Origin of the sequence: Mesorhizobium sp. M7A.F.Ca.US.007.01.2.1, assembly GCF_003998165.1 — a bacterium.
In the GTDB taxonomy this organism is placed as follows: Bacteria; Pseudomonadota; Alphaproteobacteria; order Rhizobiales; family Rhizobiaceae; genus Mesorhizobium; species Mesorhizobium ciceri.
Genome location: NZ_RZQP01000042.1, coordinates 1 through 22,610, shown reverse-complemented (window position 1 = coordinate 22,610; position 22,610 = coordinate 1). Strand labels below are relative to the sequence as shown.

General features: G+C 62.8%; 21 protein-coding genes. 17 read left to right on the top strand and 4 right to left on the bottom strand.

Annotated features, from left to right (window positions below):
- The first annotated feature begins 9 nt into the window (after nucleotides 1–9).
- The 8 genes from EN949_RS10735 to EN949_RS10700 all read left to right on the top strand — a co-directional run bounded on the left by EN949_RS10735 (nucleotide 10) and on the right by EN949_RS10700 (nucleotide 10,469).
- Complete coding sequence (locus EN949_RS10735) at nucleotides 10–1,491, top strand: NAD-dependent succinate-semialdehyde dehydrogenase (protein WP_127370936.1); 1,482 nt, start codon at nucleotides 10–12, stop codon at nucleotides 1,489–1,491.
- A 10-nt stretch (nucleotides 1,492–1,501) separates the two neighbouring features.
- Entirely contained in the window at nucleotides 1,502–2,326 is an 825-nt protein-coding gene (locus tag EN949_RS10730; protein WP_164767998.1) for an alpha/beta hydrolase, read from the top strand.
- 394 nt (nucleotides 2,327–2,720) lie between these two features.
- Nucleotides 2,721–3,674, top strand: coding sequence for an ABC transporter permease (locus EN949_RS10725; RefSeq protein ID WP_245461847.1), 954 nt, complete (start codon nucleotides 2,721–2,723; stop codon nucleotides 3,672–3,674).
- Between the two features lie 33 nt (nucleotides 3,675–3,707).
- Complete coding sequence (locus tag EN949_RS10720) at nucleotides 3,708–4,724, top strand: sugar ABC transporter substrate-binding protein (RefSeq protein ID WP_127370934.1); 1,017 nt, start codon at nucleotides 3,708–3,710, stop codon at nucleotides 4,722–4,724.
- A gap of 12 nt (nucleotides 4,725–4,736) precedes the next feature.
- Nucleotides 4,737–6,854 (top strand): SMP-30/gluconolactonase/LRE family protein, encoded by a 2,118-nt coding sequence (locus EN949_RS10715; protein ID WP_127370933.1) that lies wholly within the window; start codon nucleotides 4,737–4,739, stop codon nucleotides 6,852–6,854.
- A complete protein-coding gene (locus EN949_RS10710; protein WP_127366996.1) occupies nucleotides 6,851–7,945 on the top strand; it encodes a strictosidine synthase in 1,095 nt (364 codons plus the stop codon). The genes EN949_RS10715 and EN949_RS10710 overlap by 4 nt, the downstream gene beginning before the upstream one ends.
- A gap of 3 nt (nucleotides 7,946–7,948) precedes the next feature.
- Nucleotides 7,949–9,448: a sugar ABC transporter ATP-binding protein gene (locus EN949_RS10705; protein WP_127366997.1), complete on the top strand. Its 1,500-nt coding sequence runs from the start codon at nucleotides 7,949–7,951 to the stop codon at nucleotides 9,446–9,448.
- A 124-nt stretch (nucleotides 9,449–9,572) separates the two neighbouring features.
- Entirely contained in the window at nucleotides 9,573–10,469 is an 897-nt protein-coding gene (locus tag EN949_RS10700) for a LysR family transcriptional regulator (RefSeq protein WP_013533142.1), read from the top strand.
- 100 nt (nucleotides 10,470–10,569) lie between these two features.
- Here the strand turns inward: EN949_RS10700 and EN949_RS10695 are convergent, their stop codons facing one another.
- Nucleotides 10,570–12,066 (bottom strand): aldehyde dehydrogenase family protein, encoded by a 1,497-nt coding sequence (locus tag EN949_RS10695; RefSeq protein ID WP_127370926.1) that lies wholly within the window; start codon nucleotides 12,064–12,066, stop codon nucleotides 10,570–10,572.
- A 141-nt stretch (nucleotides 12,067–12,207) separates the two neighbouring features.
- Between EN949_RS10695 and EN949_RS10690 the strand changes: the two genes are divergently transcribed.
- The 3 genes from EN949_RS10690 (at nucleotide 12,208) to EN949_RS10680 (ending at nucleotide 15,318) form a co-directional block, all read left to right on the top strand.
- Nucleotides 12,208–12,951 carry a glucose 1-dehydrogenase gene (locus EN949_RS10690; RefSeq protein ID WP_013533144.1) on the top strand — a complete coding sequence of 248 codons (744 nt, stop codon included), beginning with the start codon at nucleotides 12,208–12,210 and terminating at the stop codon, nucleotides 12,949–12,951.
- Nucleotides 12,952–12,976: 25 nt separating this feature from the next.
- Nucleotides 12,977–14,077: an isocitrate/isopropylmalate dehydrogenase family protein gene (locus tag EN949_RS10685; protein ID WP_063171496.1), complete on the top strand. Its 1,101-nt coding sequence runs from the start codon at nucleotides 12,977–12,979 to the stop codon at nucleotides 14,075–14,077.
- Nucleotides 14,078–14,178: 101 nt separating this feature from the next.
- Nucleotides 14,179–15,318 carry an alpha-hydroxy acid oxidase gene (locus EN949_RS10680; RefSeq protein ID WP_127367100.1) on the top strand — a complete coding sequence of 380 codons (1,140 nt, stop codon included), beginning with the start codon at nucleotides 14,179–14,181 and terminating at the stop codon, nucleotides 15,316–15,318.
- Nucleotides 15,319–15,568: 250 nt separating this feature from the next.
- Here EN949_RS10680 and EN949_RS10675 read toward each other — a convergent pair whose 3' ends face one another.
- Nucleotides 15,569–16,168 (bottom strand): TetR/AcrR family transcriptional regulator, encoded by a 600-nt coding sequence (locus EN949_RS10675; RefSeq protein ID WP_127366733.1) that lies wholly within the window; start codon nucleotides 16,166–16,168, stop codon nucleotides 15,569–15,571.
- A 354-nt stretch (nucleotides 16,169–16,522) separates the two neighbouring features.
- On the opposite strand from EN949_RS10675, the gene EN949_RS10670 reads away from it, so the two are divergent.
- Nucleotides 16,523–17,263 (top strand): NAD(P)-binding domain-containing protein, encoded by a 741-nt coding sequence (locus EN949_RS10670; RefSeq protein WP_127366734.1) that lies wholly within the window; start codon nucleotides 16,523–16,525, stop codon nucleotides 17,261–17,263.
- Here the strand turns inward: EN949_RS10670 and EN949_RS10665 are convergent.
- Nucleotides 17,247–17,402: a hypothetical protein gene (locus EN949_RS10665; RefSeq protein WP_196815386.1), complete on the bottom strand. Its 156-nt coding sequence runs from the start codon at nucleotides 17,400–17,402 to the stop codon at nucleotides 17,247–17,249. The two genes, EN949_RS10670 and EN949_RS10665, sit on opposite strands and share 17 nt — an antisense overlap.
- Before the next feature lie 74 nt (nucleotides 17,403–17,476).
- Nucleotides 17,477–18,382, bottom strand: a complete 906-nt coding sequence (locus EN949_RS10660) for a LysR family transcriptional regulator (protein ID WP_013533150.1) — start codon at nucleotides 18,380–18,382, stop codon at nucleotides 17,477–17,479.
- A gap of 135 nt (nucleotides 18,383–18,517) precedes the next feature.
- On the opposite strand from EN949_RS10660, the gene EN949_RS10655 reads away from it, so the two are divergent.
- The 5 genes from EN949_RS10655 to EN949_RS10635 form a co-directional block, all read left to right on the top strand.
- On the top strand, nucleotides 18,518–19,240 hold the full coding sequence (locus EN949_RS10655; protein WP_024502406.1) for a LamB/YcsF family protein: 723 nt from the start codon (nucleotides 18,518–18,520) through the stop codon (nucleotides 19,238–19,240).
- Nucleotides 19,241–19,306: 66 nt separating this feature from the next.
- Nucleotides 19,307–19,540 (top strand): acetyl-CoA carboxylase, encoded by a 234-nt coding sequence (locus tag EN949_RS10650; protein ID WP_013533152.1) that lies wholly within the window; start codon nucleotides 19,307–19,309, stop codon nucleotides 19,538–19,540.
- Nucleotides 19,540–20,904, top strand: a complete 1,365-nt coding sequence (locus tag EN949_RS10645; protein WP_127366735.1) for an acetyl-CoA carboxylase biotin carboxylase subunit — start codon at nucleotides 19,540–19,542, stop codon at nucleotides 20,902–20,904. The genes EN949_RS10650 and EN949_RS10645 overlap by 1 nt, the downstream gene beginning before the upstream one ends.
- Before the next feature lie 9 nt (nucleotides 20,905–20,913).
- Complete coding sequence (locus tag EN949_RS10640) at nucleotides 20,914–21,789, top strand: carboxyltransferase domain-containing protein (RefSeq protein ID WP_013533154.1); 876 nt, start codon at nucleotides 20,914–20,916, stop codon at nucleotides 21,787–21,789.
- Nucleotides 21,779–22,610, top strand: an 832-nt coding sequence (locus tag EN949_RS10635; protein WP_164782490.1) for a biotin-dependent carboxyltransferase family protein, incomplete at its 3' end; no start/stop codon positions are given. The genes EN949_RS10640 and EN949_RS10635, both read left to right, overlap by 11 nt.

Sequence of the window (22,610 nt, the reverse complement as noted above, 5' to 3'; positions counted from 1 at the left end):
AACAAAGCGATGAATTTGAACACTCAGCAACTCGACCAGGATGGCTATGACGTGCGCGGTTTTTCGCACGGACTCTACATCGACGGCACTTGGCGGTCGTCCTCCGACGGTCGGCTCATCGATGTCGTCGATCCCTCCTCCGGGGCGGTGATCGCGGCGGTTCCCGATGCGACGGTCGAGGACGCCACCGCCGCCGTCGAGGCGGCGGCCAAAGCAGCTAGGAGATGGCGGGAAACTGCGCCGCGCAAACGCTCGGAAATCCTCAGGCGCTGTTTCGAACTGATGGTCGAACGCTCCGAAACGCTCGCCATGCTGATCTCGCTGGAGAACGGCAAGGCGCTGCGCGACGCGCGCGGCGAAGTGGCTTATGCCGCCGAGTTCTTCCGCTGGAATGCCGAAGAGGCGGTCCGGATCACCGGTGAATTCGGCACCGCGCCATCCGGCACCAACCGGATCGTGGTCGATTATGAGCCGATCGGAATTTGCGTGCTGATCACACCGTGGAATTTTCCGGCCGCGATGGCGACCCGCAAGATCGCGCCGGCGCTGGCGGCAGGCTGCACTGTCGTCCTAAAGCCGGCCAGCGAAACACCGCTGACGGCCTATGCGCTGGCGGCACTCTACAGCGAAGCCGGCGTGCCTGCCGGCGTCGTCAACGTGCTGACCACGACCAGTCCCGGGCCGCTGACTTCGGCCATGCTTGCCGATCCGCGGGTCAGGAAGCTGTCCTTCACGGGATCGACGGGTGTCGGCCGAACCTTGCTCGGCGAGGCTTCAAAGCATGTCATTTCGTGTTCTATGGAACTCGGCGGCAATGCCCCGTTTGTCGTCTTCGACGATGCCGATCTCGACGCCGCCCTCGGTGGCGCGATGATCGCCAAGATGCGCAACGCCGGCGAAGCCTGCACCGCCGCCAATCGCCTCTACGTGCAATCGGGAATCTATGATGCTTTTGCCGACGGGCTCCGCAAGCGCATGGCGGCACTTAAGGTGGGGGCGGGCCCGAATGCCGACACCGAGTGCGGGCCGATGATCACCAGAAAGGCTGTCGACAAGATCGATCGCCTGGTCAAGGACGCGGTGGGCCGGGGAGCCAAGGTGCTTTGCGGCGGGGCGATTTCGGAGGAAGAAGGATTCTTCTATCCGCCAACAGTGCTGTCCGAGGTGCCGCCGGATGCGGAGATGGCGCACGAGGAGATTTTCGGCCCGGTGGCACCTATCACACGCTTCGACACCGAGGCCGAGGCCATCGCCCATGCCAACAACACGGAATATGGCCTGGCCGCTTACATATATACGCGCGATGTTGGGCGCGGCATGCGGGTGGCGTCGGGGATCGAGGCCGGCATGATCGGCCTCAACCGGGGACTGATGTCGGATCCGGCCGCACCATTCGGAGGCGTCAAGCAGAGCGGCCTTGGCCGCGAAGGTGGCCAGCACCACGGCATCGCCGAGTTCATGGAGGCTAAGTATATTGCCGTCACCTTCTGAACCGGCGGTCATATCAAAGGACCCTTTCCGCACGCGCGACCATGTGGCCGATTTTGATGATATCGTGACCGACATAGTGACTCGCAGCGCCGAAACCCGGGCGACCCTGCCGATATCGGCGGGTATCGCCTATGGCGAGGGCGAGGCCGAAAGGTTGGACCTGTTCTTTCCGCCCGGTGTGCGCAGGGATCTTCCCGTGCACATCTTCATCCATGGTGGCTACTGGCGCATGTTCTCCAGGAGCGACTATTCTTATGTAGCGAACACAGTCACCAAAGCTGGGGCGATCGCGGTCATCGTCGACTATGCGCTGATGCCCGAATTCAGGATGGCGGCAATCGTCGACCAGATCCGGCGTGCCAAACAATGGGTGCTGGACAATATAGCCGCCCATGGCGGCGACCCTGCCCGGCTAAGCGTAAGTGGTCATTCGGCGGGTGCGCACCTGGCCACATTCCTGTTCGAAAAGGCGCCAATGCCGTCGCGCATACGTGCGGCGCTGCTGCTAGGCGGCCTTTACGACCTCAAGCCCCTTCAGACCTCCTTCCTCCAGCCGTTAATCGGCATCACCGATGAGGAGGCAGCTGCTTTCACCCCAATGACGCGGTGGCATGACCCGGAGACGGCAGCGACCATTCTCGTCGGAGATCAGGAAACGTCACCTTTTCACCAGCAGGCCGCCGACTTCGGAAAGCGCTTGCGCGCGCAGGGGCACCCTGTCAGCGACCTCCGCCTGAATGACCGAAACCACATGAACAGCGTGCGTGATCTGGGCGTCAGCGGCACACAAGCTGGCGATTGCCTGATGGCGATGATCGAGGGGAACGGCCTGTAGGACGGAAACCCAGGGAGAGCAGAGCCCGCTTGTGCCTTACTTGACGCTCCCGTCACTCAGGAAAGTACCGTCACGGGGATCGCGGCACGCTGCCGGCATCGGGCTGAGCTTTGCGACAGGTGAAATCCGGCAGAGCACACAACCGACGATTCCTCATCCTCTTTTTCCACACTGACGAACTGCACAGCGCATCAGAAAATCGAAATTGCCCCTGCCGCCCTGAGCCGCGATGGTCTTTCCGCAAGCAGCCGGCTTAGGGCTGTGGAGGAACGTCGTCGCGGCAAAGCCCCTGGGGCAAGGCCGCTTTGGCACGCCGCTGGTTCAAACCGGCAGCGAGGGAGGAACTGACTTGGCTGGTTCGGGCAAATCCGACACCGCGCGCTTGGGCATCAAAATGTCCCAGGAACTCGTCGTCGGCGCGATCTCGGCCGTCCTCTTCCTGGTGTTCTCGGCGACGCTCAACAATTTCCTGAGCCAGGGCAACATCCTTGCCATTCTCAAGAATGTCTCGATCCTCGGCACGCTGGCCGTCGGCATGGGGCTCATCGTCGTTGGGCGCGGCATCGACCTGACCATGGTGGCGGTGATGGTCGTCGGCGTCGCATTCAGCATTTGGATCTCCACCTGGGGCGTCGACTTCACGCTGGCCGTCGTCTTCGGGGCCATCCTGGTCGCGGCCATCGGCCTGTTCACCGGCGTCATGGTGGCGGTGGCCGAAATTTCGCCGATCTTCGCCACCCTTGCCATCGCGTCCTCGGTCTACGGCTCTGGCCGCATCGTCTTTGCGTCCGACGTGCTCTATGCCCCCTCCGATATCGGCTGGCTGAAATTCGTCGGCAACGGAACCATCCTCGGCATCCCGATGTCGGTGATCATCTTCGCGGCGGTGGCCGCGCTCATGGGCTTTTTCCTGAGGAAGACCCGCTTCGGCCGGCTGGTCTATGCTACTGGCGACAACCCGAACGCGGCCCGCACGACCGGGCTGCCGACGCGCCCGATCATCGTGACGCAATATGTCATCAGCGCCCTCATTGCCTATATCGCCGGCATCATCATGCTGGGGCTGGTCACCGGCATCGACACGCGCCTCTACAATTCCAGCCTGATCTACGACGTGCTGCTGGTCGTCGTGCTGGGCGGCATCGGCCTCTCCGGTGGCCAGGGCGGCGTACGCAACGTCATCGTCGGCACCATCCTGGTCGGCATCCTGACCAACGGCATGACGATCCTGAACTTCAGCTACACCAGCCAGAACCTGATCAAGAGCGTGATCCTGCTGGGCGCGCTGGCGATCGACGCCATCATCAATCCGCGCGACGAGCAGACCTCGCAAAGCGGCGACATCTGAACAAGAACCGAGACATAAATCTGGGAGGATACCATGAAGTTGTTCAAGAACTGCCTGCTCGCGGGCATGACAGCGCTCGCGCTACTGGGCGCGGCGAAAATCGCCACGGCGCAGGAAACCGATCAGGTCGGCCGCTCCACCTATCTCGAGGCGCTCAAGGGCAAGAAGGTCATCTTCGTGCCAATCTCGCAGGGCATGGACCTCAACCAGGCATGGGTGGTGGTGTGGCAACGTCACGCGGCACGCTACGGCTTCAGCCTCGAAGTGCGCGATCCCTCCGGCGACACCAATGCCGGCATTCGCGCCATGCAGGGCGCCATCGCCGAGAAGCCGGACCTGATCATCGTGCAGAACCCCGACGTCCAGACCTACGCACGCCTGTTGAAACAGGCGCAGGCGGCCGGCATCAAGGTGCTGCAAGTCAACATGCAGTCGGCCACCCAGACGGACAGTTATGTCGGCAACGACTGGATCGAAATGGGCCGTCTCGAAATGGGCGAACTGGCCAAGCACTGCACCGGGCCCAATGCCGTCTCGCACAAGGTGGTCTGGCTCGCCGGCGTCCAGACGGGTGCCGCCAACATCTACATGCGCACCGGCATCGACGAGGTGCTGAAGGCCAATCCCGAGCTGCAGCTCGTCTCCGACCAGCCGGCCGATTACATGAGCGAAAAGGCCCGCCAGATCACCGAGACGGTCCTCCAGCAGCATCCGGACCTGTGCGGCATCATGGGCATCTGGGATAATGCCGAGGTCGGCGCCGGTGCCGCCGTCGTGGCCGCCGGCAAGCAGGACCAGGTGACGATCGTCACCAATGGCGCGGGCAGCGCCACGGGCTGCGAGAGCATCAAGAACGGGCTGCTCGACGTGATCTTCAACTTTAATGCCCCGATCCAGGCCGAGATCGCAGCACAACAGATTTCCGAGCTGCTGCAGCAGTCCGGCCGGCAGGCGGGCAGCGAGAAGACCATCTTCTTCGGTCCGATCACCCGCGTCGACAAGGCCAATGCGACCGGCAGGAATTGCTGGAAGCTGGACGAGCTCAAGTAACGGACTTCCTTGATGAGCATGGCTGAAAGCCTTGTGCGCTGGCGCTACCGCCTGCTCCCCGACCACGTGGTCGGGGAGATCCTGACCAAGAAGTGGATCGACAGCGTCATTCCCTTCATGGCGCTGGTCATTTTGTGCGCGATCTTCGGCTCGATCGTGCCGGGCTTCTTCGATCTGGCGACGCTGACCAATCTCAGCGGCCAGACCGCCGAGCTTGGCCTTGTGGTGCTCGGCATGACCATCGTCATGGTGTCAGGCGGCATCGATCTGTCTGTCGGGTCGACCTTCGCGCTCGCCGTGCTGGTCACGCTCTATGGGATGAATGTCGAGCAGTGGAGCTTTGGTACCGGCCTGTTGGCGTGCCTGGGCCTCGGCGTCGTTTGCGGCGCCATCAACGGCTTCCTGGTTGGCTTCCTGCGCATGCGGGCGTTTCTCACCACGCTGGTGACGCTCATCATCTACCGCTCGACCTTCGACATCGTCTTTCCCCAGGTCTCGACCCGGATCGTCACCAGCGGTCCGGACTCGCCAGCCTATGATTTTCTTGGTTTCGGTACGATCTGGGGCGTGCCGACGTCCTTTGTGGTCTTCGTCGTCATCGCGCTGATCATCCATCTCGTGCTGTCGCGCGCCCGCTATGGCTGGCGGCTGTTCGCGGTCGGCGGCGCGCGCCGCTCTGCCTACAATGCCGGCATCAATGTGCGCTTCATCTTGTTCAGCGCCTATGTCTTGTGCTCGGTGCTGGTGGCGCTCTCCGGCTTCTTCTTCTCGGCCCGCATCGGCAGTGCCGCTTCCGACATCGGCACCGGTCTCGAACTGCAGGTGTTGACCGCGACCGTGCTCGGCGGCATCTCGCTAGGCGGCGGGCGCGGCTCGGTCGCCAAGGCGCTGATGGGCACCGTCTTCGTGCTTGTCCTGTCGAACAGTCTGCTTGCGCTGGCCGTGCCCGGCCCGGTCAATTTCCTGATCCTCGGCATCGTGCTGCTTTTGTCGGTGCTTCTCGACGTTCGCTGGGTGAAGAACCGCCACAAGATCCTGCGCAGCGTCTACATCTCGCCAACCTTCGCCAAGATGCCGCAGGCGATCTCGACCGCGCCCGGCGCGCCAATGGCGGTGAATGACCGGTTGAAGGACGTCGGCGTCATCGGCCTCGGCGTTCTCGATGGCGCGGAGGATGTGATCTTCGACCGGCAGGACCGTCTCTACACCGGCAGCCGCCAGGGCGAGATCCTGCGCTTCCAGCCGCCCCATTACACCGATAGCGAAGTGTTCGCACATATTGGCGGCTCGCCGCTCGGCATGGCTTTCGACCGCGACGACAACCTCGTCATCTGCGTCGCCGGCATGGGCCTCTATCAGGTCTCGCCGGCCGGCGACGTAAAGCTGCTGACCGCCGAAACCAACCGCTCACTGACCTCGGTGGTCGACGACTCGACCATGAAGCTCGCCGACGACTGCGACATCCTGCCGGACGGCCGTATCGTCTTCTCGGAAGCGACAGTGCGCTTCGAAATGCATGACTGGTATGCCGACGCGCTGGAAAGCCGCGGCAACGGACGCATCATCGTCCATGATCCCAAATCCGGTTCGACACGCACACTGCTGTCGAACCTCGTCTTCCCCAACGGCATTTGCACGGCCTTCGACGGCCAGTCGGTGCTGTTCGCCGAAAGCTGGGCCTGCCGCATCAGCCGCTATTATTTCGATGGCCCGAAGAAGGGCCAGGTCGAGCGCGTCATCGAGGGCTTGCCCGGCTATCCCGACAACATCAACCGCGCCTCCGACGGTACCTACTGGCTGGCCCTGATGGGCATGCGCACGCCGGCCCTGGATCTCTCGCTTGAAATGCCGAGCTTCCGCCGTCGCATGGCGCGGCGCGTATCGGAAGACGCGTGGCTGATGCCCAATCTCAACACCGGCTGCGTGCTGCGCTTCGACGAGAACGGCCAGATCCTCGAAAGCCTGTGGGACCAGACCGGCGAGAAGCATCCGATGATCACCTCGATGCGCGAGCACAAGGGCATCCTCTATCTCTGCGGCATCTTCAACAACCGCATGGGCACCTTGCCCTTGAAAGGCGTCGATCCCGACTGGTTCAGCTCGGATTCCTACTGGGGCAGAAAGCCATGAGCGGTTTGAGCCAGCTTCTTGACCGCTTTCTCGGCCGTGGCGAGTGGGCAGTGACCGTGCCGACGCTCGACGGGCCGTTGCTGCCCAACCAAGGACTGGAGGAAGCCGAGCCGTTCGCCGGCCTCGCCGAGGCCGACAATCTCGTACGCACCGAAAAGGGCATTCTGGCAAGCAGCGCCAACCGGCTGATGCGCTTTAGCGCCGACGGCCATGCCGAAACCTTGCAGGAATTTCCGGGCGAGATCACCGCACTCGCCCATGCCCGCGGCATGACCGCGATGGCCATCGACGGCAAGGGCGTCGTCGTCCACGGCGGCCTGCATGACGGGCGCGAGGCGACGGGTGAGGAGGCTCGGCGCCTTTCCTGCATCACCGCTCTCACCTTCCTCGACAGCAACACCTTGCTGGTGGCCAACGGTTCGGCCTCAGTGCCGGCGAGCGGTTGGCGTCGCGACCTGATGCAGAAGAGCGTGTCCGGTTCGGTCTGGCGGCTCGATCTAAAAAGCGGCCGGCTGGAGCTTGTCAGGGACGGCTTGGCCTGGCCGGCCGGCATCGCCACCACCGGCTCCAACCGCATCTACGTTTCGGAGGCCTGGCGCCACCGCGTGCTGGCGATCGACCTTGCCACCACGGCGACGCTGCCCGTGCTGGAGCATCTGCCGGCCTACCCCGCCCGCATCGCCCCGGCCTTCAACGCCGGCTATTGGCTGACCTTCTATTCCGTGCGCAACCAACTGGTGGAGTTCATCCTGCGCGAGGAGACCTACCGCACCCGCATGCTGGCGGAAGTCCCGGAGGCCTACTGGATGGCGCCGTCGCTCGGCTCATGGCGCGACTATCGCGAGCCCATGCAAGGCAGCCAGTTGAAGCAGATGAACGTGCTGAAGCCATACGCGGTGACAAGGTCCTACGGGCTGGTGGTTCTTTGCGACCAGAACATGAAGCCGCTGTCGAGTTTCCATTCGCGCGCAGACGGCAAGGTGCACGGGACGCTGAGCGCCTGCGAGCTGGGCGATGATCTGCTGGTCGCCTCGCGCGGCGGATCAAGGATCGTACGCGTGGCGAGCGCCGCCAGCGGCAAGCGAGGCTAAGCGATGTCGGACGCCAACATCATTGAACTCAGGGATGCCGCCAAGGCATTCGCGCGCATTCCGGCCTTCAAGAATGTCCATTTCGACCTGCGCAAGGGCGAAATCCACGCGCTGCTCGGGGAAAACGGCGCCGGCAAGTCGACGCTGACCAAGGTCATGGCCGGTGTCTTCAAGCTGACCGAGGGCAAGATGACCTTCGACGGCAAGGATGTGTCCTTCGCCACGCCCGCCGAAGCGCTGCGCGCCGGCATCGCCATGGTGTTCCAGGAAACCAACCTGGTGCCGGCCATGACGGTAGCGCAGAATCTCTATCTCGGCGAAGAGAAGATGTTCAACCGGTTGCGCGGCCTCTACATTCAGGCGCGGCAGTTCCTCGCCGGCATGGGCTTCCAGGTCGACCCGTCCGCGCAGGTCAGCACGCTGGGCGCGGCGCACAAGCAGATGGTGGAGATCGCGCGCGCCGTCCACCACAAGGCTCGCGTCATCATCTTCGACGAGCCGACCGCGACGCTGACGCCTGAAGAGAAGAGCCACTTCTTCAAACTTTTGCAGCGGCTGGTGAAGGAGGGCATCGCCGTCATCTTCATCACCCATGCGCTGGAAGAGGCGCTTGCCGTCGCTGACCGCATCACGGTCATGCGCGATGGCGAGATCGTCGCGTCCGGCGAGGCCAAGGGCTTCACCCGCGCCTCGATCGTGCAGGCCATGGTCGGCCGCACGCTCACCGAAACGCTGCATGGCGAGGTCAAGCGCACGGCGCGCCCCTATGGCGACAAGGTGCTTTCGGTCGAGAATCTGTCCTGCGCCGGCCTGGTGCGCAACTCTTCCTTCTCGGTGTTTTCGGGCCAGGTCACCGGCATGTTCGGCCTTGTCGGCGCCGGCCGCACCGAAATGGCCAAGGTCGTCGCCGGACTGTTGAAGCGCAACATCTTCCACGGCGGCGAGATCCGCCTGCTCGGCAAGTCGGTGCGCTATCGGGTGCCCAGGCCTGCGGTGCGCGACGGCATCGTCTATGTCACCGAGGATCGCAAGGTCGACGGTTTCTTCGAAACCATGACCGCGGGCGAGAACCTGCAAATGGGTGAACTGACCGAGGGCGCCAATCCCGTCTCCATGGTGTCGCTGGCGCGAGCCAGGCAACTTGCCCGCGAATGGGGCGAACGTCTGAGCCTGCGGCAGACCAGCGACCGAGCCCGGATGATCGAGCTCTCCGGCGGTAACCAGCAAAAGGTCGTGATCGCCAAATCGCTGATTCAGAAGCCGAGGCTGGTGATCTTCGACGAGCCGACACGCGGGGTCGACGTCGGCGCCATCGTCGAGATCCACCAGCTCATCAGCGATCTCGCCGAGCAAGGCATGGCCGTCGTTGTCATCTCGTCCTACCTGCCTGAAATTCTCGCCGTTTCGGATCGCATTCTGGTGGTCAAGCGCGGCCGCGTTGTCGAGGAGATGATGCTTTCGGAGGCCACCGAGGAACGCGTCATGTTCGCCGCGGTTCATTGAGCGGCTCGACAAGAGAGACACTTTTGCCGGCCAAGCCAGGACCAATGTCTGGCCTGCCCTATTGCCTTGCAATCGGTTCCGCGTCTGAATAGGTCAGGGGTCAGATCACCCTGCCCGAGCGGATATGCCCAGCGTCAACCTCAAACTTCTGCAGACGTTCCTGCTTGCCGCCGAAAACGGCAGCTTCCGACGTGCTGCCGAGGAGAGCAACCGTTCGCCATCGGCGGTCTCGATGCAGATTCGCGACCTTGAGGAGCAGATCGGCATCTCGCTGTTCATCCGCACCGCACAGCGTGCCAGCCTGACGCCGGAAGGCCAGATCCTGTTCGAGGAGATCGCCAACGTGATGTCACAGGTGCAGACCAGCCTCGACCGCCTGACGGAGGTCGCCGCTCGGCGCAAGGGCAAAGTGCAGATCGCCTGCGCCCCGACGCTCGCGGCAAGCCGGCTGGGCGATATCCTGGCGACATTCAAGTTGCGCTACCCACGCAGCATCGTCGAGGTCATCGAGAGCCCGCCGCAGGCCGCGCTTGGCCTTTTGCAACAGCAGGAGGTCGAGTTCTACATCGGCCCCGAACTGCCAAACCTGACGGACTTCCAGTTCGAGTCCATCCTCGACGATCCGCTGATGGCCTGCATCCCCACGGAAATATACGGTGGCGAAAAGAAGCTGCTGCTCTCGGACCTGCTGCGCTATCCGCTCATCCTGCTCAGCCGCAAGACCGCCGTGCGCGGCCTTGTCGATCGGCTGACGGCGGCGGAAGGCATCGAGTTCAAGCCGCAATACGAGGTCGAAAGCGCACAGACGGCGGTGGCACTGGTGTGTTCGGGACTTGGCGTCTGCGTGGTGCCCGGCATCGCCATTTCGCGCAATGACGAGCGTATGCGGGTGGTGCCGATCGACCATCGCGACGCCCACCGCTCCGTCGGCATCATCACCGCGCGGGGCTATGTGCACCACTCCTTCTCCGAACAGCTGATGAACCTCATCCGCACCAATTTGCGCGAACTGGCAAACTGAGCGTCGCGCCTTCGGACAGGCACCTTGCACGAGCGCCGAGAATGGTGCGTTGGGAACGCCGCCATTGGCAGCCCGGCCTCTCCTGAATATCAGCGCACCCTCAGTCGGTCTGGATCCAGATCGATTTGGTCTCCAGATATTCATGCAGATGTTCGATGCCGCCCTCGCGGCCGTAGCCGGACATCTTCATGCCGCCGAACGGCACCGCCGGGTCGATGGCGTGGTACATGTTGACCCATACCGAGCCGGCCTTGATGCGGCGGGCGAGCTTGTGGGCGGTGCCAAGATGACTGGTGAAAATGCCGGCCGCCAGGCCATAGGGCGTCGCATTGGCCCGCGCCACGGCTTCGTCGAGCGTGTCGAACGGCATCGCCGAAATCACCGGACCGAAGATCTCTTCACGCGCGATGGTCATCTTGTCCGACACCGCGCCGAAGACCGTCGGCGCGATGAAATTGCCGCCGTCGTAGGGCCCGCCGGTCAGTCGCGAGCCGCCCGCCATCAGTTCCGCGCCTTCGTCGCGGCCGGCCTTGATATAGCCCACCACCTTGCCGGCCTGCCTGGCATTGATGAGCGGGCCGATTTCGGTTTCCGCCTCGATGCCATGGCCGATGCGAAGCCTGCCGGCAAACTCGGCGACCCGGCGCACGAATTCGTCATGGATTTCGCGGGCCACGAAAAGCCGCGAACCGGCGATGCAGATCTGGCCCGAATGCACGAACACAGCCATCGCGGCGACCGGAACCGCCTTGTCGATGTCGGCATCGCGGCAGACGATGATCGGTGATTTGCCGCCGAGCTCCAGGGAAACGCGCTTGAGGTTGGTCACGCCCGCCCGCGCGATGGCCTGGCCGGTCAGCGTCGAGCCGGTGAAGACGATCTTGTTGACGTCGGGATGTTCAGCGAGCCGCGCCCCGGCCTCTGTCCCGGTGCCGGTGACGACGTTGACGACGCCGTCGGGAACGCCGGCCTCCTGCATCAGCCTGGCGATCAGCAGCGGCGTCAACGAAGCATCCTCCGAGGGCTTCAGCACGATGGTGCAGCCGGTGGCGAGCGCCGGCGCGATCTTCCAGATCGACGCCGCAGTCGGAGCGTTCCAGGGGATGATCGCGCCGACAACGCCTACCGGCTCGCGCCTTGTGAACGAGACGATCTCGCCGGGGATCGAATTGTCTATGGATTCGCCATGCAGCGCGGTCGCCATGCCCGCATAGAAGCGCAGCATGCCGATGACGCGCCGCCGGTTGGCGAGCGTGCGCGTGATCGGCAGTCCCATGTCGAGAGTGTCGGAAACGCTGAGTTCTTCCCAATGGGTCTCGAAGAGATCGGCGATGCGCAGAAGCACGCACTGCCGCTCGTAGGGCGAGAATTTTGACCACGGCCCTTCGAAAGCCGTGCGCGCAGCGGCCACCGCCGCATCGACGTCGACCGCCGAGCCACGCGGCACGGTGGCCAGCACTTCGCCAGTCGCCGGATTGAGCGCCTGCATCTCCTGGCCGGACTGTGCCGGAACCCACTTGCCGCCGACGAACATCGGCCGGAATTCGCCATGGTAGAGCGCCGTGGCTTTCGCCCGCGGGTCGAAATTCAGCGTCATCTCTTCCTCCTCACAATTCCGTGGCGACTATGACTCCCACGCCGGTCGACCTCAAACAAGGAAAGCTAAAAGGGCGTTCAGATAATCGGACTGTGCAATGCACGCGACTTCCCCGATGGTGCCGGCAACGGAGGAACAGATATGAGACTTGCTGGCAAGGTCGCTATCGTCACGGGCGGCGGTTCAGGATTTGGCGAAGGCATCGTCAGGAAATTCGTCACCGAAGGTGCGCTGGTCGTGTTGATGGACCGTGATGAGGCCGCCGCGGCCCGCGTTGCTGCCGAAGCCGGCGAAAATGTGCGGCCAATCACAGGCGACGTCTCGACACTCGGAAGCTTCGAAGCGGCGGCAGACCTGGCCCGCTCGGCCTTTGGCGGTCTCGACATACTGGTCAACAATGCCGGCGTGGCCCAGCCGCCCTTGGCGCTCGAGACAATGGACGAAGAGATGTTCGACCGGATCGCCAACGTCAACATGCGATCCATCTACAATGGCGCCCGTGCGGTCGTTGCGCATTTCAAATCCATCAAATCAGGCGCCATCCTCAACGTCGCCTCCACCGGCGGCGTCTCGCCGCGCCCGAATTTGACGTGGTACAATGCTTCCAAAGGCTGGGCGATTGCCGCCACCCGGGCCATGGCCGTGGAACTCGCCCCCTTCGGCATCCGCGTCAACGCCATCAACCCGGTTGCCGGCGACACGCCACTTCTGTCCACTTTCATCGGCTCCGGCGAGGAGAACCGCGCCCGCGTCGTCGCCACCATTCCGATCGGCAGGCTGTCTACGCCGGCGGACATGGGCAATGCCGCGGCATTCCTGTGCTCCGACGAGGCCAGCATGATCACCGGCGTCGACCTCAACGTCGATGGCGGCAAGTGCATCTGAGCGTTAGACCATTTGGGAGTTGGCGATGAAGCCTGTCTACGAAATCGCCGTGGTGCATGGCGACGGCATCGGCCCGGAAGTCTGCGCCGCAGCGGTTCAAGTGGTGAAAGCAGCGCTCGGTCCCGGCAGCCCCTTGCACTTCAGCGAATACCCGGCCGGAGCCGAGCATTTCCTGAAGACCGGCCAGAGCTTTCCCGAGCCGACCTTCCAGGCCTGCCGCGAGGCGGACGCCATCCTGCATGGTGCGGGCGGCTTGCCGGGCGTCATCCATCCCGATGGGACCGAAGCAGGCCTGGATTTCACGCTGAGGCTGCGCTTCGAACTCGATCTCTATGCCAATATCCGCCCCGTCAGGCTCTTCGAGGGCGTGCCGAGCCCGTTGAGCGGAGTGAAGGCCGGCGATATCGACTACATCATCTTGCGCGAGAACAGCGAAGGGCTTTACGCCGCGCGGGGATCGGGCGCGCTGTTGCGCGGCGAAGTGGCGGTCGACACGCTGGTGCAGACCCGCTCCGGCATCGAGCGCATCGCACGCAAGGCCTTCGAACTGGCGCGCCAGTCGGGCGGCGCGCCCCGTGACGGCGTGCGCCGGGTGACCTGCTGCGACAAGGCCAACGTGCTGCGCAGCTATGCCTTCTTTCGCTCCGTCTTCGACGAAGTGGCGAAGGACTATCCCGATATCGCGACCGAGCACGCGCTGGTCGACGCCATGGCGATGTATCTCGTGGTGAAACCGGGCCATTTCAACGTCATCGTCAGCGAGAACATGTTCGGCGACATCCTGTCCGACCTCGCCGCCGCGACGGTGGGCGGGATGGGCATGGCGCCTTCAGCCGAGATCGGCGCGGCCAACGGCTTCTTTCAGGCCGCGCACGGCTCGGCACCCGACATTGCCGGCAAGGGTATCGCCAACCCTTATGGGACGATCCTGTCGGCAGCCTCGATGCTCGACTGGCTCGGCCACAAGCATGGCGACGAGAGGCTCAACCAGGCCGCCGCGCGCATCCGTCGCGTGACCGAGGACTGCCTGGCCAATGGGCTTCTGAGCGCCGACCTGAAAGGCAGGGCGTCGACCAGCGAGATAACCCGTTCGGTCTGCGACCGGCTCACGGCCGGGCGCGACTGATATGACCAAGCCAAGGATAAATCTTGTTGGACCTGGCAAGGTCGGCCAGACGCTCATGCGCCGGATATTCATTGCCGGCGGGCACAGGGTCCAGACCTGAGATGGGCGCTCTCGATCGCCATGTTTCGGTCGAGGACTTTCGCAGGCTTGCCCGCCGTCGTCTGCCGAAGTCGGTCTTCGAATTCATCGATGGCGGGGCGGGGCAAGAACTCACCCTCAACGCCAATCGAAGCGATTTCGAAAAGATCAGACTTTTGCCGCGCGTGCTTATCGATGTTTCGCATCCGAACGTTTCCACGACGCTCTGGTCCGAGACCTTGCCAACACCGCTGGTGATCAGCCCGATGGGCTCCTGCGCGCTGGTCAGGCCCGGAGCCGACATTGCCATCGCGAGGGCGGCAACCGCTCGCAGCATCCCCTACACGCTCTCCACCATGGCCACGGCCAGCATCGAAGGCATGGCGCGAGCCGTACAGGGGCCGCTGTGGTTCCAGCTTTATGTGCTCAAGGATTTCGACTTCAATCGCCAGTTGGTGAGGCGAGCGGAAGAATTTGGCTATTCGACGCTGGTGGTGACCGTTGATCTGCAAGCCGGTGGCAAGCGCGAAAAGGATCTTAGGAACGGCATATCTATCCCACTGCGGCCTTCGGCCCGGCATCTCTGGGAAGGCATGCTTCATCCTGGCTGGTCGCTGCGCCTGCTGCGCGGCGGTCTGCCCCAGTTCGAGAACGTCCGCGGCTATCTCGGTGACAACAGCGCCGGCCTGACGATCGCCGCGCGTGTTGGCGGCAGCCTTCATGCAGGTTTCGACTGGGACGATTTCCGCCAGATCCGCGACTGGTGGAAAGGCCGGCTGCTGGTCAAGGGCCTCCTGCACCCGGGCGATGCGTCGCGACTGGTGGCGGCTGGTGCCGATGGCATCTGGGTGTCCAACCATGGAGGCCGCCAGCTCGACGGTGCTGTATCGAGCATCGATGCCCTGCCCGCTATCCGTCAAGCACTTGGCGCCCAAATCCCGATCCTCATCGATTCCGGTATCCGCACGGGCACGGACATCGTCAAGGCCAAGGCACGCGGCGCCACCGTCGCGGCGATCGGCCGGGCCGCCCTGTTCGGCACCGTGGCTGGCGAGCCCGGCGTGGCCAAGGCACTGGATATCATCCTGGACGAAGTGGTGACTTGCCTCAGGCTCTGCGGGATCCCCCGTTTTCAGGAAGCGGGATCAGAAATGATAGCATAGCGCCAAGACGAGTGCTCACGCTTGGTCAAGAGGTACAGAAAACCCCCGCTCGTCCAATATTCTTCCTCATCATGCCAAGGTTTTGCTATCGCGGTTGTGCAAGCGGCTGCGGGCGGGCGACCAATTGCCGCCCTCGCACGCCGCTCCTTCCCAAGCCCAACGGCGCCCTGTCAGAGAGCGCTTGTTTGATGCACACCCGCTAGCGGCGGGCGTGATTAAATTCGAGAGGCTGCGCAGTCGGATAGGCAGACTAAGGTCGGCCGCCCGGTGCTGTTTTCGGTTCCATCCACCCGTTCTTCAGAATGTCGCGAAGCACGTTGCGGGTGTCTTCGCCCGCTGCCGTTGCGCCGCTCGCCCAAGCGATCGCCAGTGCCCCGAAAAAGATGTCGCGCCCGGTCATCGTCCGTCGTGCAAGCCCTTCGTCCTGTGCAGCCTTCAGGATTCGCTCCGTCGTCGCGATGACAGCATGGCAGGTCGGCGTCAGCGGGGATTCTACTCGGCAAGCCGCCCGTAACGGTTCAGGCAAGCCCTCATAAGCCAGCATCCAGTCGCCGAGAGCTTCAACCCAGAGTTCGAGTGCGCGGCCTGCATCGCTCTCCCCGGCTTCGATTTCAACGCGACGATGGTCGAGGCCTTCATAATGAAGAACTAACAGCGCAGCCAGCAGGGCGTCTTTGTTTGGAAAATGGCGGTAGAGCGTCCCTGCTCCCACGCCCGCCAGCTTCGCAATAGAATCCATCGAAACGTCAACACTATCGTTGCCGAACGCTTGTCGCGCCACCTCGAGAATGTGCGCCCGATTATGCTGCGCGTCCCTGCGCAGGGCTGACGCGACCGACAATTGCGACATTACTGACTTTGAACCCTTGAATACCGGAGACACTCTCCGCATCTAAAGGCCGAATCGGAGAGAGTCTCCATATAGCCCCCGGTCGACTATTCTAACAGGTCGGCATCAGCGAGCTAAACGAGGACACGATGATCAGGCAGATGATACCGGCATGCATCCGGGCAACGGGTACCGCAACCTGCCTGGCGCCTGGCGCGAGCCGTCAGCAGATGCCGCGAGCTATACGAGTTTCGAGGCGGACTGCTCCGTCGGCAGCACCGCCCTGCGCGACCCTCTGGATGTCCGCTCAATACGGAATAGATCCGCGCACCATGCGCTGAGCTCATAATCACAATTATCTGGAAGGAAATCGGCATGAAGATCGGCATTATCGGCGCGGGAAATATCGGCACCACCCTTGCACGAAAGCTGTCGGCCGCCGGACACGCGGTGAAGCTGGCGGGCTCGAAGGGGCCTGAGGACATCGGCGAGAAAGCGACGGAGGTTGGTGCGCTCCCGGTTGCCGCGCACGAAGCAGCCAGGGATGTCGAGGCGATCGTTCTATCGATCCCGTTTGCGAAGATCCCCGATGTCGCCGGCCTCTTTGCCGATGTACCAGCCAACGTGGTCGTGATCGACACCTCCAATTATTATCCCATGCGCGACGGGAATATCGCGGAGGTTGACGATGGGAAGCCGGAAAGCGTGTGGTCCAGCGAACAACTCGGCCGGCCAGTGGTCAAGGCATTCAATGCAGTCCTCGCCCAAACGCTCGCAGAAAGTGGCGCAGCGGCCGGAATGACCGGACGCATCGCGATCCCCGTCGCAGGCGATGATGTGCATGCCAAAGCGATCGCAAGCGAACTGGTGAACGAGACCGGTTTCGACGCACTTGATGCCGGCGATCTCGCGAATTCCTGGCGCCAGCAACCGGGCACGCCCGCCTACTGCACGGAACTGACGTTGCCTGATCTTCAGGATGCGCTGTCCACGGCGGAAAAGGCGCGCGCACCCGGAATTCGCGACGCGCTGATCAAGGGCTTCATGGAGGCGACGCCTCCCCTCCGCCACGAGCAGATCGTAGCCCGCAACCGTGAAGTCACCGCCCGCCGATGAGAAACTTCTCCGGTTCCGGTCCGAGGTGACCAATAAGACTGTCCAAGAATTCCTTCTGTTTGTCGGGAGCAACCTGAGGGACGACGATGACGAGGTAATTTGCGACAAAGGTGAAATCCCCCTTGAGGATGCGAGGCATCAGCTCCTGCGCGCGGCATGCTCCGCTGCTCAACCAGCGAGCCTGAGCCATAGCGCCTGACTGGCGGCAGGAGATTAGCCGCCGCCGCCCATGGTTACGGACATAAAGGCCCGGAAGGCCGCAGCCGCCGGTTCGATTGATCTGTCACGCGACCAGGCAAGGCCAACGTCCATAGTGGGGATGGGCTCGACAAGCCCGCGCACTTCGATGCGCTGCCCCTCCAAGGACCAGGGGCGGTAAACCATGTCGGACAGGACAGTGACCCCCATGCCGGCAGCCACGAGCGACCGCACGGCCTCGACCGAACTGGTGGTAAGGACGGCGCGGAGCGAAAGGCCCGCGGCATCCCAGTAACGGGCGGCCGTCGTGCGTGCCTCGTCAACCGTCAGCATGACATAATCTTCCGCCGCCACATCGGCGAGGCTGATCTCCTGCCGCGCGAGCAGATGATGATCAGCCGAAAGCCAGAGCCGGCGGTTCGACCGCATCAAGACCTCCTGCGCCAACTCCTTGGTGTGCTCCAGGTTGGACACCAGCATCACGGCCATGTCGATGTCCCCGCACATCAAGCCGCTTTCGAGAGCGTCTCGGGGCAATTCCAGCACCTCGACCTCGATCTCGGGATAGGTCTTTCGAAACCGCGCGTAGTGGCGCGACATGTAGTAGCCGACGACCGTGTAGGTCATGCCCAGCCGCAGCTTGCCCGCCAGGCCTTTCCTATCGCGCAACGGGCTTCGGACGGCGGCAGCGACGGCCCCGGTGATAACACGCGCATGTTCAAGAAACCGCGCGCCCTCCATCGTCAGTCTTACGCCAGCGTGGTTACGCTCCAAAAGCCGTACGCCCAGGTCAGCCTCGAGCGTCTTTATCGCCGCAGTGACCGCCGATTGCGAGATGTTGAGTTCCACCGCGGCATGACTGACCTGTCCGCTCTCGGCGGTCGCGATAAAATAATCCAGCTGTTTCAAGGTGATGGTCATGGTGCGCCCTGGCCCAGAACCATTATCTGTTTTTTTGATATGACAATCAATAAACTACTATTTCACAAATGCCCTCGCATGCGCAAAAAATGCTGCAACGCCGCAAAGACGGCAGCTTCGAGGGGTAACAATGCGATGGCGGTGACGCTAAACTGCGACATGGGCGAAAGCTTTGGCCTCTACAAGGTTGGCGATGATATGGGCATGATGCCCATCATCGACGTTGCCAATGTCGCCTGTGGTTTTCACGCTTCCGATCCGGATCACATGCACACCGCCGTCCGCAGCGCCAAGGCGAGTGGCGTAAAGATCGGCGCCCATCCAGGCTTGCCCGACATTCAGGGTTTCGGCCGGCGCGAGATGCGGATGACCCGCGAAGAAGTCAGGAACACCATCATTTACCAGGTGGGAGCGCTTGCCGGCTTCCTCAAGGCCGAGGGTGTGGAACTCCACCACATCAAGCCGCATGGCAGCCTCTACTTCATGGCCATGCAGCAGGAGGCAATAGCCCATGGCGTGTGCGACGCGGCAGAAATTTTCGGCGTACCCCTCTTCGGCATGACGGGCACCCTGCATGAGAAGATCTATCAAGAGCGCGGTATCCCATTTGTCGCTGAGTTCTATGCCGATCTCGACTACGATGCCTCCGGCAAGCTGATCTTGACACGCGTTCATGACGCCAAGGACCCCGCAGAGATGGCCGAGCGGTGCGTACGCGCCATCAGGGAGGGCGAGGGCACGGCAGAGGACGGCAGTTTCTTCCCTGTACGCTGCGAAACCATCTGCGTGCATTCCGATACGCCGAACGCCATCGAAATAGCCCGGGCCGTGCGCACCGCAATCGCCCCCTGGCACTGAACTCGACCGAACCCGCCCGCGCGGGCGGTTCCAGATTAGTCTGTCCGCAGTTTTCCGGAGCTTTTTATGGCCCAGATTCTTTCACCTCTTCCCGGCACTTTTTATCGCAGCGCTTCGCCAGACCAGCCGCCATACAAGGCGGATGGCGACGCGGTGTCCGCCGGAGACGTAATCGGTCTCATCGAAGTGATGAAGTCGTTCCACGAAGTGAGGGCCGAGACGGCCGGTACGAACATCCGCTTCATTGCCGACAATGAGGATCCCATCATGGCCGGCGCACCTATTGCGGATCTCGACTGATGCTGAAAAAGCTTCTGGTTGCCAACCGGGGCGAGATAGCGGTCAGGATCATCCGGGCCGCGCAAGATCTGGGGATCGCCACCGTGGCGGTGTATTCGGCCGCAGACGCCGAGTCGCTCCACGTCCAGCTTGCGGACGAAGCGGTCAACATCGGCCCACCAGCGGCAAAGAAGTCCTATCTCAATGTCGAAGCAATTCTGAAGGCTGCCCGCGACACCGGTTGCGACAGTGTTCATCCAGGCTATGGGTTCCTTGCCGAGAATGCCGCGTTTTCCGACGCGGTCACAGGCGCTGCATTGGTCTTCGTCGGCCCGTCGGGAGATGCGATCCGGATGATGGGAGACAAGGTCTCGGCGCGATCGGCCGCTGCCGCTGCAGGTGTCCCCGTCGTGCCAGGCTCGGCTGGCCGGGTCGAGGGCCTCGAGGCTGGCCACGAGGTGCTGACCGCAACCGGTTTTCCGGTGATGATCAAGGCGGCGGCAGGCGGCGGCGGGCGGGGCATCCGCATCGCGAACTCGTTCGCAGAGTTCGAACAAGCCTTTCCTCAGGCCGAAGCAGAAGCCCTCGCCGCCTTTGGCGATGGTGGTCTCTACATGGAAAAGGTGATCGGCAAGGCCCGCCATATCGAGGTGCAGGTGCTGGCAGACGGATGCGATGCCATCCACTGCTACGAGCGGGAGTGCTCGCTGCAGCGGCGACGCCAGAAGGTTTGGGAGGAGGCGCCGTCGCGCGCACTTTCAGACAGGCTGCGCGAAGAGCTCTGCGCTTCAGCGGTCGCCTTGGCCAAGGCGGTCAAATACTCTGGTGCCGGCACGGTAGAGTATCTTTACGACGATGAAGCAGACCGCTTTTACTTCATCGAGATGAACACCCGTATCCAGGTCGAGCACCCGGTCACCGAAGCGATCACCGGCATCGACCTCGTTGCGGAGATGCTTCGCATCGCCGGCGGCGAGAAGCTGCGGATCCGGCAAAGCGATGTCTCCGTCAAAGGGCATGCGATCGAAGTCCGGCTCAATGCCGAAGACCCGGCGAAGGAGTTCGCTCCATTCCCCGGGCAGGTGGCCGAGCTTCGCATTCCCGGCGGTCCGGGCGTACGCTTCGATTCGATGCTCTATCAAGGCTATCAGGTGCCGCCCTTTTATGACTCGCTGCTTGCCAAGCTGATCGTGCATGCAGAGACGCGCGAGGCGGCGATAGTGCGCCTGATCCGCGCGCTCAACGAGTTGAAGATCGGCGGGCTCAAGACCACCAAGCCGCTGTTTCTTGCGCTGGCCGCCGATCCGGCGATGCGGGCGGGAGACGTGCATACCCGCTGGCTGGAAGGCTGGCTCATCGAAAACGCCGCAGCATTGGCGGGTTAAGGAGGACCGATGTCGATACGATTCAACTTCGGCGGTGACGAACATATCTTCGGCGAGGTGTCCGAAGAAATGTCGCTCACCTCCTTCTTTACCGGCCTTTCGATGACCAATGCGGTGCGTACGGCAGGCATCCGAGGCGTCACCGAGATCTGCCCAGCCAACGCCAGCTTCCAGATTCGCTTCAACCCCGACATCGTCAAGCCGCAGGATTTGCTCAGCGAACTGAAGTCGATGGAAGAGGCGGCCTCGAAGTCGGACCCGGTGCTGAAGACCCGGATCATCGAACTGCCGGTTTATTTCCAGGATCCATGGACGCGTGAAACCTGCCTGCGCTTCCGCGAGCGCCATCAGGACCCCTCCTCCACCGATCTTGAATATTCGGCACGCATCAACGGCTACGCCACGGTGGAAGAGTTTATCGAGGCCTATTCCGGCCAGCCCTGGTTCGTATCGATGGTCGGCTTCGTCGCCGGACTGCCCTTCCTGTACCAGATGGTTGAGCGCAAGAAACAGATTCAGGCGCCGAAATACTTGCGTCCACGCACCGACACTCCCAAGCTCACCATTGGCCATGGCGGCTGCTTTGCAGCGATCTATTCGGTACGCGGCGCTGGCGGCTACCAGATGTATGGCATAACCCCGGCCCCGATCTACGACCCGACCAGGAAGGTGCGCTACCTCGCCGATGACATGTGCCTGTTCAAGCCAGGCGATATCGTCAAGTTCAAGGCCATTGGCCGCGATGACTACGACGCCACGCTTGAGGAAATCGAAGCCAATCGGTGGCAGCCGACGGTTCGCGAGTGCACCTTCAGCCTGAAGGATTTCAACAGCGACATTTACGGCACCAATGCAAAGCTGATGGAGCTTATCAATGGCCGTTAAGGTAATCTCTCCCGGCCTCTCCACTTCCGTGCAGGACCTTGGCCGACCCGGCCACTATCATGTCGGCATTCCAGAAGGCGGCGGCATGGACCGCTTTGCGACACGCATCGCAAACCTGCTTGTCGGCAACGATCCGGGTGCCGCGGTGCTCGAAGCCACTTTCATGGGTCCCGAACTCGAATTCACCCAATCCGCGGTCGTCGCCGTCACAGGTGGAGAGCTCCCACCCAAACTCAATGGCGAGGAACGGTCGACGTGGGAAAGTTTTCCGGTGAAGGCCGGTGACCGGCTTTCTTTCGGCTTCCTCAAGGGCGGCGCGCGCGCTTATCTGGCCGTCTCCGGCGGCATCGACGTACCCGTGGTTCTCGGTTCGCGCTCGACTTACATTCTGGGCGCGCTTGGCGGCCATCAGGGCCGCACGCTGAAAGCGGGCGATGAGCTTCCCCTCGGCGAAGGTTCCGGCAAAGCCGGTCTTTCACTGCCTGCAAATCTGCGCCGCGCGCGCAATAGCCCGGCGGAACTCAGAATGCTTCCCGGCATATACTGGCATCGGATCACTGAGGCTGCCGGCAATCGGTTCTTTGAGGAAACCTGGAAGGTCGCGCCCGAAGCCGACCGCATCGGCTATCGCTTCCGCGGCGGAACGCCGCTGGAATTCGTCGAGCGCGAGCAGCCTTTCGGTGCGGGCTCCGACCCCTCGAACATCGTCGATGCCTGCTATCCCTACGGATCTGTCCAAGTGCCGAGTGGCACGGAGCCGATCGTTCTTCACCGGGACGCGGTTTCGGGTGGCGGGTACATGATGCTGGGCGTGGTGATAT